12 protein-coding genes are annotated in these 14,087 nt (G+C 70.3%); 9 read left to right on the top strand and 3 right to left on the bottom strand.

Annotated features, from left to right (window positions below):
- Nucleotides 1-241 precede the first annotated feature (241 nt).
- The 4 genes from NKJ47_RS04865 (at nucleotide 242) to NKJ47_RS04880 (ending at nucleotide 4,646) form a co-directional block, all read left to right on the top strand.
- Nucleotides 242-520 (top strand): YbeD family protein, encoded by a 279-nt coding sequence (locus NKJ47_RS04865; RefSeq protein ID WP_254460398.1) that lies wholly within the window; start codon nucleotides 242-244, stop codon nucleotides 518-520.
- Complete coding sequence (gene lipB / locus NKJ47_RS04870) at nucleotides 508-1,215, top strand: lipoyl(octanoyl) transferase LipB (RefSeq protein ID WP_254460399.1); 708 nt, start codon at nucleotides 508-510, stop codon at nucleotides 1,213-1,215. The genes NKJ47_RS04865 and lipB overlap by 13 nt, the downstream gene beginning before the upstream one ends.
- 22 nt (nucleotides 1,216-1,237) lie before the next feature.
- On the top strand, nucleotides 1,238-2,248 hold the full coding sequence (gene lipA / locus NKJ47_RS04875; RefSeq protein ID WP_254460400.1) for a lipoyl synthase: 1,011 nt from the start codon (nucleotides 1,238-1,240) through the stop codon (nucleotides 2,246-2,248).
- Nucleotides 2,249-2,468: 220 nt separating this feature from the next.
- Entirely contained in the window at nucleotides 2,469-4,646 is a 2,178-nt protein-coding gene (locus NKJ47_RS04880) for a carboxy terminal-processing peptidase (protein ID WP_254460401.1), read from the top strand.
- Nucleotides 4,647-5,051: 405 nt separating this feature from the next.
- Here the strand turns inward: NKJ47_RS04880 and NKJ47_RS04885 are convergent, their stop codons facing one another.
- Nucleotides 5,052-5,795, bottom strand: a complete 744-nt coding sequence (locus NKJ47_RS04885) for a sulfite exporter TauE/SafE family protein (RefSeq protein WP_254460402.1) — start codon at nucleotides 5,793-5,795, stop codon at nucleotides 5,052-5,054.
- An 86-nt stretch (nucleotides 5,796-5,881) separates the two neighbouring features.
- Between NKJ47_RS04885 and NKJ47_RS04890 the strand changes: the two genes are divergently transcribed.
- The gene (locus NKJ47_RS04890; RefSeq protein ID WP_254460403.1) at nucleotides 5,882-6,790 is read left to right on the top strand and encodes a LysR substrate-binding domain-containing protein; all 909 of its coding nucleotides are present in this window, start codon (nucleotides 5,882-5,884) and stop codon (nucleotides 6,788-6,790) included.
- 264 nt (nucleotides 6,791-7,054) lie between these two features.
- Here the strand turns inward: NKJ47_RS04890 and NKJ47_RS04895 are convergent, their stop codons facing one another.
- Together NKJ47_RS04895 and NKJ47_RS04900 are read right to left on the bottom strand one after the other, a co-directional pair.
- A complete protein-coding gene (locus NKJ47_RS04895; RefSeq protein ID WP_254460404.1) occupies nucleotides 7,055-7,936 on the bottom strand; it encodes an endonuclease/exonuclease/phosphatase family protein in 882 nt (293 codons plus the stop codon).
- A gap of 86 nt (nucleotides 7,937-8,022) precedes the next feature.
- The gene (locus NKJ47_RS04900) at nucleotides 8,023-9,021 is read right to left on the bottom strand and encodes a glycosyl hydrolase 53 family protein (protein WP_254460405.1); all 999 of its coding nucleotides are present in this window, start codon (nucleotides 9,019-9,021) and stop codon (nucleotides 8,023-8,025) included.
- A gap of 284 nt (nucleotides 9,022-9,305) precedes the next feature.
- On the opposite strand from NKJ47_RS04900, the gene NKJ47_RS04905 reads away from it, so the two are divergent.
- Genes NKJ47_RS04905 through NKJ47_RS04920 form a run of 4 tightly spaced genes read left to right on the top strand, consistent with a single transcriptional unit; the run spans nucleotide 9,306 to nucleotide 14,002 of the window.
- Nucleotides 9,306-10,361 carry a bifunctional nicotinamide-nucleotide adenylyltransferase/Nudix hydroxylase gene (locus tag NKJ47_RS04905; RefSeq protein WP_254460406.1) on the top strand — a complete coding sequence of 352 codons (1,056 nt, stop codon included), beginning with the start codon at nucleotides 9,306-9,308 and terminating at the stop codon, nucleotides 10,359-10,361.
- A 60-nt stretch (nucleotides 10,362-10,421) separates the two neighbouring features.
- Nucleotides 10,422-11,846, top strand: coding sequence for a nicotinate phosphoribosyltransferase (locus NKJ47_RS04910; RefSeq protein WP_254460407.1), 1,425 nt, complete (start codon nucleotides 10,422-10,424; stop codon nucleotides 11,844-11,846).
- A 10-nt stretch (nucleotides 11,847-11,856) separates the two neighbouring features.
- Entirely contained in the window at nucleotides 11,857-12,963 is a 1,107-nt protein-coding gene (locus NKJ47_RS04915) for a hypothetical protein (RefSeq protein ID WP_254460408.1), read from the top strand.
- A complete protein-coding gene (locus NKJ47_RS04920) occupies nucleotides 12,956-14,002 on the top strand; it encodes a DNA methyltransferase (protein ID WP_254460409.1) in 1,047 nt (348 codons plus the stop codon). Before NKJ47_RS04915 ends, NKJ47_RS04920 begins: the two co-directional genes overlap by 8 nt.
- Nucleotides 14,003-14,087 lie beyond the last annotated feature (85 nt).

Raw genomic sequence — 14,087 nt, forward strand, 5'->3', positions numbered from 1 at the left:
TAGGCAAATGCGCTGTAGCGGACAAATTCGTCCGTTTGGGTTTGTCCGTCCCATTTGCCCGCTTGCCGTGTGAAGGCGGCCGTGCGATGGGCGGAGCAGATAGTCATGCCGACGGGGCAACGGCGACGCCCGCACCTGGCAAGTCGGTGCTCCGTCCGGCGCGGTGCCACGGTCCCCAGGCGCTGCCCGTCCGCGCATGCGCGGCCTTGGGTTTGCCCGGCGCCGGCCCGATAATGCGGATATGGACATCACTTCCGACAACCCCGATCACGGTTTCCAGTTCCCCGGCATCTTCGAACTCAGCGCCATGGGCACCGCCAACACCGGCCTGGAGTCCGAGCTGCCGCGCCTGCTCGTCGCCGCCGGCGTGGAGGTGGTGGAGGAGCGCATCAGCTGGAAGCACTCGTCCAACGGCAAATATGTGTCGGTGCGCATCGCCTTCCGCGCCGTCGACCGCGCCCAGTACGACGCTGCGCACCAGGCGCTGCGCGAACATCCGGAAGTGAAGTGGACGCTGTAGCCGAGGACGCGCCGCTGGCGCCGGCGCGCGCGCTGCCGCCGTGCCGGGTCCGCCAGCTCGGCCGCCAGCCCTATGAGCCGGTGTGGCGGGCGATGCAGCGTTTCACCGACGCGCGCGACGCGGACACGCCCGACGAGCTGTGGGTGGTCGAACACGAACCGGTGTTCACCCTCGGCCAGGCCGGCAAGCCGGAACACGTGCTGGCGCCCGGCGACATCCCGGTGCTGCAGGTCGATCGCGGCGGCCAGGTCACCTACCACGGCCCCGGCCAGCTGGTGGTGTACCCGCTGCTGGACCTGCGCCGGCTGCACATCGGCGTGCGCGACTACGTGTGCCGGATCGAGCAGGCGATCATCGACACCCTCGACGAGTGGAACATCCTCGGCCAGCGCCGCGACGGCGCGCCGGGTGTCTACGTCGGCGGCGCCAAGGTCGCCGCGTTGGGCATCCGCGTGCGCCGCGGCTGCACCTTCCACGGCCTGTCGTTCAACGTGGCGATGGACCTGGAGCCGTTCCATCGGATCAATCCCTGCGGCTACCAGGGCCTGCAGGTGACCGCGGTGCTAGACTTGGGTGGTCCCTCCGGCATGCAGGCGGTCACGCCGGTCCTGCTGGCCCAACTGGCGCGCCAGTTCGGGCTGACCCTGCAGCCGCTCGACGCCCTGCCCGATCTTTCGCTCACGCACGCGGCCTGACCGCCTGCCCGCCGACCACGCCATGACCCAGCCCAGCGCACGCTCCATTCCCTTGCAGGTCCTTTCCGGCGACAGCGCGCCCGCGCCGCTGCAGACCGGCGTCAAGCAGTTGGGCGGCGACAAGATCGCGCGCTCGCCGGTGCAGTTCGCCGATGCGCCGGTGTTGCGCAAGCCGTCGTGGATCCGCGTGCGCATTCCTTCCGGCAATGCGGTGCAGAATCTGAAGGCCAAGCTGCGCGAGAACCGCCTGGTCACCGTCTGCGAAGAGGCCAGCTGCCCGAACATCCACGAGTGCTTCGGCCATGGCACCGCCACCTTCATGATCCTGGGCGAGGTCTGCACCCGGCGCTGCTCGTTCTGCGATGTCGCGCACGGCCGGCCCAAGCCGCCGGATGCCGGCGAACCGGCCAGCCTGGCGCAGACCGTGGCCGACATGGGCCTGAAGTACGTGGTGGTGACCAGCGTCGACCGCGACGACCTGCGCGACGGCGGCGCCCAGCATTTCGCCGACTGCATCGGCGCGATCCGCGTCGCCGCGCCGGCCACCCGCATCGAGATCCTGACCCCGGACTTCCGCGGCAAGGGCCGCATGGATCGCGCGCTGGAGATCCTGGCGACCAATCCGCCGGATGTGTTCAACCACAACATCGAGACGGTGCCGGACCTGTATCCCAACGTGCGTCCGGGCGCCGACTACCAGTGGTCGCTGACCCTGCTCAAGAAGTTCAAGGCGCAGCATCCGGCCATCGCCACCAAGTCCGGCATCATGCTCGGCCTGGGCGAGACCCTGGAGCAGGTGCAGGCGACCCTGCGCGACCTGCGCGCGCACGACGTGGACATGGTCACCATCGGCCAGTACCTGCAGCCCACCGCGCATCACCACCCGGTGATGCGCTACTGGACGCCGGACGAGTACAAGGCGCTGGAGGAGTACGGCAACGCGCTGGGCTTCAGCCATGTCGCCTCCGGCCCGATGGTGCGTTCCTCCTACCACGCCGATCGCCAGGCCGCCGGCGCCGGCGTCGCCGCCTGAGCCGCCGCTGCGCGCATCGCGCCCTGCCGTCGCGGCGACGCGCGTTCGTCGCCGCGGGACGACCGTCCGCGCGGCCCGCACCGGCAGCGTTCACATTTCTGCGTAAGCCGGCAGCTAGTCTGCTTCATGAACAGGTGACACGGCCTGCAACTTGCGTCACTGTCGTGTTGTCTCACGCGATGTGCTGCCCCCCTGACGGCTTGGTGCCGAGAGTCCCCAGATGAAATTCAAAGCTTCCGCCTTCCTGCTGGCGTTTGCGCTGACCGCACCGCTGGCGCTGTTCGCCCGGACCGATGCGCCCGCGTTGCCGGCCGCTGCCACCGCCGATCAGGCCACCACCGCCAAGCTGGTGTACGGCCTGCTCTCCGACAGCCGCTACGCCTACCGGCCGCGCGCCCTCGACGAGGCGACTTCGAAGGAGGTCTTCAAGAAGTATCTGGAGACCCTGGACGGCAGCAAGCAGTTCTTCACCCAGGCCGACGTCGACAAGTTCGCCGGGTTCCAGAACAACTTGGGCGCCGACATCGCCTCCGGCCAGCTGGAACCGGCGTTCCAGATCTTCGCCGTGTACCGGCAGCGGGTGGACGAGCGCATCGCCTACGCGCGCAAGCTGCTCAAGCAGGACTTCAACTTCGACGGCGACGAGAAGTTCGAGTACGACCGCAAGAACGCGCCGTGGGCCAAGGACGACCAGGAACTGGATGCGCTGTGGCGCAAGTCGGTGATGAACGACTGGCTGCGGCTCAAGCTGGCCGGCAAGAAGCCGGAGGACATCCGCAAGACCCTGGACAAGCGCTACGCCAATCTCGACGATTCGGTGAAGGAGCTGAAGAGCGAGGACGTGTTCCAGTTCTTCATGAATGCCTACACCAACACGGTCGATCCGCACACCGACTACTTCACCCCGCGCACCGCCGAGAACTTCAACCAGCAGATGTCGCTGTCGCTGGAAGGCATCGGCGCGCAGCTGCAGAAGCAGGACGACCTGGTGGTGATCCGCGAGGTGATCCCGGGCGGTCCGGCCGCGTTGGACGGCACGCTCAAGCCGGGCGACCGCATCGTCGGCGTCGGCCAGGGCAAGAGCGGTCCGGTCGAGGACGTGATCGGCTGGCGCATCGACGACGTGGTCGCCAAGATCCGCGGCGACAAGGACACCCAGGTGCGCTTGGAATACATCCCGGCCGAGGCCGGCGTGGACGGCAAGCACCGCCAGGTGCTGCTGACCCGGCAGAAGGTGCGCCTGGCCGAACAGGCCGCCAAGGGCGAGACCATCGACCTGCCGGCGAAGGACGGCGAACCGGCGCGGCGCATCGGCGTGATCAAGCTGCCGGCGTTCTACCAGGACTTCGAAGGCCGCCGCCGCAACGCCAAGGACTATGCCTCGGCGACCCGCGACGTGGCCAAGCTGCTGGCCGGGTTCAAGACCGACAAGGTCGACGGCGTGGTGCTGGACCTGCGCAATAACGGCGGCGGTTCGCTGGACGAGGCGATCGAGCTGACCGGCCTTTTCATCGAACAGGGCCCGGTGGTGCAGGTGCGCGAATCCGGCGGCCGCGTCACCGTCAACAGCGACCAGAACCCGGGTGTGGCCTGGGACGGCCCGCTGGCGGTGCTGATCAATCGCGGCTCGGCCTCGGCCTCGGAGATCTTCGCCGGCGCCATCCAGGACTACGGCCGCGGCCTGGTCATCGGCGAGACCAGCTTCGGCAAGGGCACCGTGCAGAACATCGTCGACCTGGACCGCTGGCCGGCCAACGAGACCGACCGCTTCGGCCAGGTCAAGCTGACCATCGCCCAGTTCTTCCGCGTCAGCGGCAGCAGCACCCAGCACAAGGGCGTGGTGCCGGACATCGCCTTCCCGGCCAGCGTCGATGCCACCGAGTTCGGCGAGAGCACCTACGACAACGCCCTGCCGTGGAGCCGCATCGCCGCGGTGCCGCACACCCAGTACGGCAATTTCGCGCCGCTGCTGCCCAAGCTGGAGGCGCTGCACACCACGCGCATCGCCAACGACAAGGAGTTCCAGTGGTGGGAAGAGGACGTGCGCCAGTTCCGCACCGAGGCGGCGAAGAAGTACGTGGTGCTCAACGAGGCCGAGCGCCGCGCCGAGCGTGAGAAGCAGGATGCGCAGCGCAAGCAGCGCCAGGAGATCCGCAAGCAGCTTGGCCTGCCGCTGGATCCGCTGGCCGACGACAGCAGCGACGACGGCCTGACCGGCAACGAGCGCGACATCGTCAAGGACGCCGCGCGCGAGAAGCTGGTCGACAAGCGCCCGGACCCGCTGCTGCGCGAATCGGCCTCGATCCTGGCCGACGCGGTGAACCTGCTGGAGAAGGACCGCCCGCTGTCGGCGCAGGTGCTGCCGCAGTCCACCGGCCCGGGGCGCTGGGCCGACTGAGCCCGCGCTCCACCGCCGCGCGCAAACGGAACGCGCCATCGCCCAGCGGTGGCGCGTTTTTTTGTGGGAGCGACATCAGGCACCTCCGGCAACTCGTTTCCGCCACACGCACGCCGCATTCAGATCACCCGGTAGGAGCGGCTTCAGCCGCGACGGGCGTTCCCGATAAAGCCTGCCGGGTGAAGCCGCGCCTACACGACACGGCCGTCGTTGTTCGAGGTGCCTATCCGTCGCGACGGCGTGACCGACCCCGCCTGTCGCGACGGAAGACCACCTCGCATTGCGCGCTTGGCCGTGTCCCGGCGGGACGCACCATTGCCTGGTAGGAGCGGCTGCAGCCGCCCCTACAGATGAGGGGCCCGTCGCGATCAGGTCCATCCCCGCATCGTCGCGACCGGCGAGGCCCTAGCCCAGCGCCTGCCACAACTGATGCAACCCCAGTCCCAGCAAGGTCACGAAGAACACGCGGTGGAACGCACTGGCGGAGATGCGCCGGCGCAGCCGCGCACCCAGCCACATGCCGACGGCGGTGGGCAGCAGCGCCAGCAGCGAGGGACCCAGCGCCTGGGTGGGGAAGGCGCCGTGCGCGACCAGTGCCGCGGCCAGCGCCAGGGTGGCCGCGGCAAAGCAACTGCCCAGGGCGCGCAGCAGCGTGTCCCGCGGCAGGTCCAGCGCCACCAGGTAGGGCAGGACCGGCAACACGAACACGCCGGTGGCGCCGGTCAGCAGGCCGGTCGCCAGGCCCACCGGCGGCCCTGCCCAGCGTGCCTGCGATGGCGACAGTCGCGGCTGCCAACGGCGCAGGCCGAGCACGGCGTACAGCGCCAGCAACGCGCCCAGGCCGGCGCGCGCCAGCCGCGGGTCGGCGCCGGCCAGGATGCCGGCGCTGCACCAGGTGCCGGCGACGATGCATGCCAGCAGCGGCCACAGCCGCCGCAGCAGCGCGCCGGTGCCGGCGCCCCAGGCCTGTTGCAGGTTGGTCAGCAGGGATGGCAGCGCCAGCAGCGCCGCCGCCTCGGTCGGCGTCAGCCACAGCCCGAGCAGGCCCATCGCCACCGTCGGCAGGCCCATCCCGGCCATGCCCTTGACGCCGCCGGCGAGCAGGAAGACCAGGGCGATCGACAGCAGGTGCGGTGCGAGGGTGTCCATGGCCTCCAGCATCGGTGTGGCGCGGCGGCCGGACAATGCGCGAATGCTTCAGGCAGACTTCGGCAACGACGAAGGCGGGAGCGCCGATGCATCTGGATTTCACCGATCTGCGGCTGTTCCTGGCGGTGGCCGAGGCCGGCAGCATCACCGCCGGTGCCGAGCGCGCGGCGCTGTCGCTGGCCGCCGCCAGCGCCCGCATCCGCGCGCTGGAGACGCAGCTCGGCGTCGCCCTGTTCGAGCGCGGTCCGCGCGGCGTCGGCCTCACCGCGGCCGGCACCGCGCTGCTGCGGCACGCGCGGCAATTGCTGCGCCAGGCCGAGGCGATGCGCAGCGAACTGGGCGACTACGCCGGCGGTCACCCGGTCAGCGTGCGCCTGCTGGCCAATACTGCGGCACTGTCGGAATGGTTGCCGGAGGTGCTGGCCGAGTTCCTGGTGGCGCATCCGCGCGTCGACCTGGCGCTGCGCGAGCAGGGCAGCGTCGCCGCGGCCGATGCGCTGCGCGAGCAACGCGCCGATCTGGCGGTGATCGCCGACCATGCCGATCTGCAGGGCCTGCAGGCGCACCCGTTCCGGCAGGATCGGCTGGTGCTGGTGGCGGCGGCCGCGCACCCGCTGGCACAGGCGCCGCAGTTGCGGCTCTCGGAGGTGTGGCAGGCGCAGTTCCTCGGCCTGGCCGAGGACAGCGCCCTGCAGCAACACCTGCGCACGCAGGCGGCGCGCGCCGGCGGGCAGTTGCGCATCCGCGCGCAGGTGCACGGCATCGAACCGCTGTGCCGGATGCTGGCGCGCGGCGCCGGCGTGGCGATCCTGCCGCAGGCGGCGCTGCAGCGGGTCAGCGTACGCGCGCAGCTGGTCGCGGTGCCGCTGCAGGAGCCGTGGGCGCTGCGCCAATTGTCGATCGTCTGGCGGCCGACACCGGTGCCGTCACCGCCGGTGCAGCAGGTGTTGGACTGGTTGTGTGCGCATGCCGACGCTGTCGCGCCGTCAACGTGAGCGGTGATACGCCGGCGCCGCGTGGACGCCGACGATGACGTGCGTTGACGTGCGTTATCGCGGCTCGGCGGGTGGCGGCGTGCCTTGCGGGAACGGCTCCAGCCACGACGGGCTTTGCTGGTGAAGCCCGTCGCGGCTGAAGCCGCTCCTACGGTAGGCGGCCTTAGCCGGACGTTGTCCGGCTGCAATGCGGCGGCTAGACCGGCAAAGGCACAGGCTCCCGCGCCTGCCGATGCGCCTGCGGTCGTTGCTCGGGGACCTCGGTCACTGCGGCCAGGCGAACGTGGCGATCACCGGGAAATGGTCCGACGGCCAATGGCCCTGCGGCCGCGCATCGAGCGTGGCGTAGTGGGTGGCCTGCAGTCCGCGCGAGAGGATCCAGTCGATGCGCCGGTCCGGGTGGCCGGTGAAGTCGTGGAAGGTCGCTTCCGGCCCCTGCGGCTGCGCGACCTGGGCGCGCGCGTCGGCGAGGCTGGCGGTGAGGGTGCGATAGGTCGGCGAGTCCGGCACCGTGTTGAAGTCGCCGGTCAGCACCACCGGCACGTCCGCCGGCAGCGCCTGCAGGCGCTTCACGATCAGCGCCGCGCCCTTGGCGCGCGCCGCTTCGTCTTCGTCGCGATAGGGCAGGTGGGTGTCGAACAGGTAGAAGCGGCGGCCATCGCCGATGCGCTCGAACAGCCCCCAGTTGACCATGCGCGGCAGCGGATGGCCCCAACTGATGCTGCCGACCACGTCGGGCGTGTCCGACAGCCAGAAGTCGCCCGATTCAACCAGCTTCAACTTGCGGCTGTCGTAGAACACGCCCATGCGCTCGCCGTCGTCCTTGCCGTCGCGGCTGCGGCCGAACCAGCGGTACTCGGGCAGTTGCGCGGCCAGGTAGTCGGCCTGGCGCTCGACCAGCTCCTGGGTGCCGAACACGTCCGGATGCTGCGCGCGGATCAGCGCGGCCATCGCGCTGCGGCGCACCTCCCAGCGCTTGTCGCCGTCGGTGTCGACCGGCACGCGCACGTTGAAGCTCATCACCTTGAGCGGCGCCGGCGCGGCAGGCGGCGCCGGCGTGCGCGCCTGCGCCGGTGCGATGCACACGCCCAGCACCAGCAGCAGAGGAAGCGCGAGCTTGCGCGTGAACGGCAGCGACAGCGACATGGCAGATCTCGACAGGAGCGGAGCGCGCGATGGTGGCACGGCGGCGGTGTCGGTGACCACCGCGCGGCGCGCCTGCCGAGCGGCGATCAGTTGAACGCCGACAGCGCCTGGGTCAGCTGGCCGTTGTTGTTGACCGCCCCCATCGTGTAGCCCTGCCAGCCCGGGTAGGCGTCGGGTTCCCAATAGAACACGCCCAGGCCGCGGCTGCCGAGCGCGCGGGTCTTGTTGAGCAGATCGGCCAACATCGCGCGGGTGGTGGCGGCCTGCTGCCAGTCCATGCCGACCTCGCTGACGATCACGTCCGAGCCGTAGCGCGCCACCATGTCCTGCATGTTGCTGGCGATCTGCGTGTTGGCGTTCTGCCAGGCGTTGGGTGAAGGGTAGTGCGACATGCCGACCACGTCCCACTTGCCGCCGGCCGACTTCAGGCCGTCGAAGAACCAGCGGAAGGTCGCGTTGTCGTAGCCGTTGGCCAGGTGCACGATCACCTTGGCGTTGGGATAGACCGACTTGCTGGCGTTGTAGCCGCTGTTGACCAGTTGCGCCAGGTTGCCGAAGTTGGGCGTCTTGCCGTCCGGCCACAGCATGCCGCTGTTGATCTCGTTGCCCACCTGCACCCAGCTCACGTCGATGCCGTTGGACTTGAGATAGGACAGGATGCCGCTGGTGTGCGAGTACACGTCCTTCACCAGCGTGGCGAAGTCGTGGTCGTTCCAGGCCGCCGGCTTGGTCTGCTTGCCGGGATCGGCCCAACTGTCGCTGTAGTGGAAGTCGATCATGATGCGCATGCCCTGCGCCTTGGCCCGCTTGGCCATGTTCAGTGTGTCGGCGCCGTCGTTCCAGCCGCCCTGCGGATTGACCCACACGCGCAGCCGGATCGCGTTGACCCCGGTGCCCTTGAGCAGCGAGAAGAAATCGGTGGTGGCGCCGGAGGCGTTGCGGAACACGTGGCCGCTGCTTTCCTGCTGGTCGATCCAACTGACATCGGCGCCCTTGGCGAAGGTCTGCGCCATGGCCGGCGCGCACAGGCAGGCGAGCAACAACACCAGCAGCCAGGCGGACACGCGCTTGCTCGATCGGTTCATGCGATTCTCGCAGTGATGGGAGGAGGGAAGCAGGGGCGTCGCGCGGCCTCGAACGGCGGCCGGGCGGACGTGCCGGGCTGTCCCCTTGGCCGCGGCGCGCACGAGGCTAGCGCGATCGCCGCGGCGACGCGCGCTGCACTGCAGCGGTGCCGGCGCGGCCTCCGCAGGCGCCGTCTGGATGGCCGATGAATCTGCGCGATGCGTCACTTGACGCGATGCGGCATCGGCGTAGCATTTCGCCTACGCCAAGGGATAGACCCGCGGCGATCCACCAACCGTGAGGGATGCTCATGGAGTTCGACTATCTTGTGTTCATCGGGCGCTTCGAGCCCTTCCACAACGGCCACGCCGCCGTTGCCCGCCACGCCCTGGCGCGTGGCCGGAAACTCATCTTCCTGATCGGCTCGGCCGAAACCCCCCGCACCATCCGCAATCCGTGGACCGTTGCAGAGCGCAGCGTGATGATCCAGGCCGCGCTCGAGGGCGCCGGCGAGCGGCTGATCCTGCGTCCGCTGCGCGATCACCTGTACAACGAAAGCCAGTGGATCGCCGCGGTGCAGGCGACGGTGGCCGAGGCGGTGTGCAGCGATGGCGGCAGCGCCGAGGCGCGGATCGGCCTGATCGGCATGGACAAGGACGCCAGCAGCTATTACCTGCGCGAGTTCCCGCAGTGGCCGCTGGTCGACGTGCAGCACACCGAGACGCTGTCGGCGACCGAACTGCGCCGTTACCTGTTCGAGGCCGGCAGCATCGATTTCCATGGCGCGCTGCTGATGCTGCGCGGCAATGTGCCGGCGCCGGTGTTCGACATGCTCGAGGCGTTCCGCAAGAACTCGCCGTCGTATGCCGAACTGCTCGCCGAGTACCAGTTCATCGAACAGTACCGCGCGGCCTGGAAGGAGGCGCCGTATCCGCCGACCTTCGTCACCGCCGACGCGGTGGTGGTGCATTCCGGGCACGTGCTGCTGGTGCGCCGCCGCGCGGCCCCGGGCAAGGGCCTGTGGGCGCTGCCGGGCGGCTTCGTCGGCCAGCACGAGAGCATCCTCGATGCCTGCCTGCGCGAACTGCGCGAGGAGACCCGGCTGAAGATCCCGGTGCCGGTGCTCAAGGGCTCGTTGAAGAACCGCCACGTGTTCGATCACCCCGAGCGCAGCCTGCGCGGACGCACCATCACCCATGCCTTCCACTTCGAGTTCGTGTTCGGCGAGCTGCCCGAGGTGCGTGGCGGCGACGACGCCGACAAGGCGCGCTGGGTGCCGGTCAGCGAAGTGCTGGGCATGGGCCCGAAACTGTTCGAAGACCATCTGCACCTGCTCGAATTCTTCCTGGGCCGCGGTTGACGCGGCCTCCCGGCCAGCGGACAGACCGCCGGCTTTCCCCGACGCGAAGGAGCTTCCGTCATGCAATGCCTGAACAACCTGCTGCTCAACACCGACAGCTACAAGGCCAGCCACTGGCTGCAATACCCGCCCGGCACCGACGCCACGTTCTTCTACGTGGAATCGCGCGGCGGCGTCTACGATCGCACGGTCTTCTTCGGCCTGCAGTCGATCCTCAAGGAGGCGCTGGGCCGCCCTGTCACCCATGCCGACATCGACGAGGCGCGCGACCTGTTCGCCGCGCACGGCGAGCCGTTCAACGAGGCCGGCTGGCGCGACATCGTCGACCGCCTCGGCGGCCAGTTGCCGATCCGCATCCGCGCCGTGCCCGAGGGCAGCGTGGTGCCGACCCACAACGCGCTGATGACCATCGAATCCACCGACGCGCAGGCCTACTGGGTGCCGTCGTACCTGGAGACGCTGCTGCTGCGCATCTGGTACCCGGTGACGGTGGCCACGGTGAGCTGGCACGCCAAGCAGACCCTGCGCCAGTTCCTGGAGCGCACCAGCGACGATCCGGACGGGCAGTTGCCGTTCAAGCTGCACGACTTCGGCGCGCGCGGCGTGTCCAGCCTGGAATCGGCGGCGATCGGCGGCGCGTCGCACCTGGTCAACTTCCTCGGCACCGACACCGTGTCCGGGCTGCTGCTGGCGCGCGCGCATTACCACGAGCCGATGGCCGGCTATTCGATCCCCGCCGCCGAGCACAGCACCATCACCAGCTGGGGCCGCGAGCGCGAGGTCGAGGCCTACCGCAACATGCTCGCGCAGTTCGGCAAGCCCGGCGGCGTGGTCGCGGTGGTCTCGGACAGCTATGACATCTTCCACGCGATCCGCGAGCACTGGGGCCGCACCCTGCGCGAGCAGGTGATCGCCTCCGGCGCCACCGTGGTGATCCGCCCCGACTCCGGCGATCCGGTGGCGGTGGTGCACCAGTGCCTGGAACTGCTCGACGAGGCCTTCGGCCACAGCGTCAACGGCAAGGGCTACAAGGTGCTCAACCACGTGCGGGTGATCCAGGGCGACGGGGTCAACCCGACCAGCATCCGCGCGATCCTGGAGCGCATCACCAGCGCCGGCTACGCCACCGACAACCTGGCCTTCGGCATGGGCGGCGCACTGCTGCAGCGGCTCGACCGCGACACCCAGAAGTTCGCGCTGAAGTGCTCGGCCGCGCGCGTCGATGGCCGCTGGATCGACGTCTACAAGGATCCGGTCACCGACAAGGGCAAGCTCAGCAAGCGCGGCCGCATGCGCCTGCTGCGGCACCGCGAGTACGGCAGCTATCGCACCGAGCCGGTGGCGGCCGATGCGGTCTCGGCCGAGTCGGTCGCCGGCCCGGCCGGCTACGACGATGCGATGGTCACCGTGTGGGAGAACGGCCGCCTGCTGCACGACTGGACCTTCGCCGAGGTGCGCGCGCGCGCGAACGCCGCGCGCCTGTAAGGAGGCGGCCATGCACGCGTCCCTGCCGAGTGCGCCGCCGTTGAGCGGCGGCTCGCCGCTGTTCGCCGCCCTGCGCGCCAGCACCCCGCACCTGGAATGGCGGGTGCCGGCCGCCGCCGATGCGTCGCGCTGGCGACGGCAGCGCATCGGTGCGCGCGACTACCGCGTCGCGCAGCCGGTGACCTTCACTCCCTATGCGTCGGTGCGACCGTGTTCGGCGCGCTGCCGCTTCTGCTCGGAAACCCTGCGGCCGCAGGGCGGCGGCACCGCCGCGGCCAGCTTGCGGCCGCCGCCGGATTACTTCGCGCAGTTGCGCCAGGCGCTGGCGCAGTTGCGCGGGCTGCCGCTGTCGCACTCGCTGTCGGGGCTGGAGATGACCGACGACGAAGACTGGTTCGTGGAACTGCTGCAGACCCTGGGCGCGGCCGAGCGCGAGGGCCTGCTGGTCGAACAGCGGGTGCTGTACAGCAACGGCGCCGGTTTCGCCCGCGGCCAGGGCGAGGCGCTGCTGCAGGCGCTGCAGCGTTTCGGCCTGTCGTGGATCGAACTGTCGCGGCACCATCCGCAGCAGGCGCGCAACGACGCGATCATGCGTTTCCGCCCTGGCGAGGCGATCGCCGATGCGGACGTCTTCGTCGCCACCGCGCAGCGCATCGCCGCGGCGCTGCCGCTGCGCCTGGTGTGCATCCTGCAGCACGGCGGCATCGCCGACGCCGCCGGCGTCGCCGCCTACCTGCGGTGGGCGCGCCAATGCGGGGCGCGCACGGTGATCTTCCGCGAGTTCTCCCGGCTCGGCGACGGCTACCGCGACGGCGGCACCGCGCGCTATCTGGCGCAGGCGCGGGTCGCGGTGGAGCAGGTGCTGGGTGACTGCATGGCGGCGCCATGGTGGCGCGACCTGCAGCCGCTGCAGATCACCGAGGGCTACTACTTCTGGAATGTGCGCCTGGCCACCGCCGACGGCATGGAGGTGGTGTTCGAGACGTCCGACTACGCCGCGATGCAGGCGCGCCACGACAGCGGCGACATCTACAAGCTGGTGTTCTTCGCCGACGGCCGGCTGTGTGCCGGCTGGCAGCCGGACCGCGATCTGCTGTGGCGGGCGTCGCATGGATAGCCGCAGCTGGTGGACGCCGCTACCGGATCCGCCGGAACATCGGCTGCCGGAGGACCTGCGCCGGCGCGATCCGCTGGGCGCGCGCGACTGCGGTTGGGTCGGGCAGATGCGGCCGTTCGTCCGCCACTTCAGCGCCCCCGGCGCACGCGTGCTGGATCCGTTCTGCGGCTTCGGCAGCACCTTGCTGGCGGCCGCCCTGGAAGGTCGCCACGGCATCGGCCTGGAGATCGACGCGGCGCGCGCGGCGCTGGCGCGCGAACGGCTGCAGCGACTCGGCCTGCAGGCCGAGGTGCTGGACGGCGGCTTGCCGCACTGCGCGCCGGCCGCGCCGGTGGACCTGTGCCTGACCAACGTGCCGTACTTCGGCTGCGCCTGGCCGGCCGCGGCGGCGCCCGGCCAGCTCTACGCCAGTGCCGACTACGCCGCCTATCTGCACGGTCTGCGCGCGGTGTTCCATGGGGTGCGCCGCCACCTGCGCGAGGACGGCTTCTGCGTCGCGATGGTGGAGAACGTCCAGCTCGGCGAGACCACGGTGCCGCAGGCCTGGGACCTGGCGCGGATCCTCGGCAGCCTGTTCGCGCCCTGCGCCGAGCGGGTGCTGTGCTACCCGCGCGAGACGGCGCAGCCGCTGGCGCCCGGCGACACCCGCAGCGATCGCAGCCACGAGTACGCGCTGGTGTTCCAGCACCGGCGCCAGCCGATCGACCTGCCCGGCACGGCGCAGTTGCTGGCGGCCCTGCGCGCCGACGGCTTCGCCTTTGCGCTGTACGGCAGCTATCCGCGCTGGCTGGACGATCCGGCGGCGGCGCCGCGCCTGCCCGGCGACGTCGACCTGCTGCTGCCGCGCGACCTGGACAGGCTGCTGCGGTTGCTCGACTGGCTGCGCGCGCGTGGCTTCCTGCTGAGCCTGTGGGGCGAGCCGCTGGCCGCAGCGCCGACCCTGGAGTTGCTCGACGCCCATCACTACCTGCGCGGCGAACGCCGCGACCGCGATGGCCGCCTGCTGCGCGTGGACCTGGCGCTGGAACCCGCCGCCTGACGCGGCGGCGGTCGGGCCGCACGCCTCGCTAACCGCGGGATGAGCGGCCGCGGCGTCGTCAAGGCCGCGCCGACGCGCTTGCGGC

It is taken from the genome of Xanthomonas sacchari (assembly GCF_024266585.1).
GTDB lineage: Bacteria > Pseudomonadota > Gammaproteobacteria > Xanthomonadales > Xanthomonadaceae > Xanthomonas_A > Xanthomonas_A sacchari_C.

Excerpts from the sequence above, each read along its gene's own strand:
- NKJ47_RS04885 (WP_254460402.1), bottom strand. The coding sequence starts at position 5,795 with ATGGACACCCTCGCACCGCACCTGCTGTCGATCGCCCTGGTCTTCCTG.
- NKJ47_RS04920 (WP_254460409.1), top strand. The coding sequence starts at position 12,956 with ATGGATAGCCGCAGCTGGTGGACGCCGCTACCGGATCCGCCGGAACAT.
- NKJ47_RS04880 (WP_254460401.1), top strand. The coding sequence starts at position 2,469 with ATGAAATTCAAAGCTTCCGCCTTCCTGCTGGCGTTTGCGCTGACCGCA.
- NKJ47_RS04865 (WP_254460398.1), top strand. The coding sequence starts at position 242 with ATGGACATCACTTCCGACAACCCCGATCACGGTTTCCAGTTCCCCGGC.
- NKJ47_RS04905 (WP_254460406.1), top strand. The coding sequence starts at position 9,306 with ATGCTCATGGAGTTCGACTATCTTGTGTTCATCGGGCGCTTCGAGCCC.
- lipA (WP_254460400.1), top strand. The coding sequence starts at position 1,238 with ATGACCCAGCCCAGCGCACGCTCCATTCCCTTGCAGGTCCTTTCCGGC.
- NKJ47_RS04900 (WP_254460405.1), bottom strand. The coding sequence starts at position 9,021 with ATGAACCGATCGAGCAAGCGCGTGTCCGCCTGGCTGCTGGTGTTGTTG.
- NKJ47_RS04890 (WP_254460403.1), top strand. The coding sequence starts at position 5,882 with ATGCATCTGGATTTCACCGATCTGCGGCTGTTCCTGGCGGTGGCCGAG.
- NKJ47_RS04895 (WP_254460404.1), bottom strand. The coding sequence starts at position 7,936 with ATGTCGCTGTCGCTGCCGTTCACGCGCAAGCTCGCGCTTCCTCTGCTG.
- NKJ47_RS04910 (WP_254460407.1), top strand. The coding sequence starts at position 10,422 with ATGCAATGCCTGAACAACCTGCTGCTCAACACCGACAGCTACAAGGCC.
- NKJ47_RS04915 (WP_254460408.1), top strand. The coding sequence starts at position 11,857 with ATGCACGCGTCCCTGCCGAGTGCGCCGCCGTTGAGCGGCGGCTCGCCG.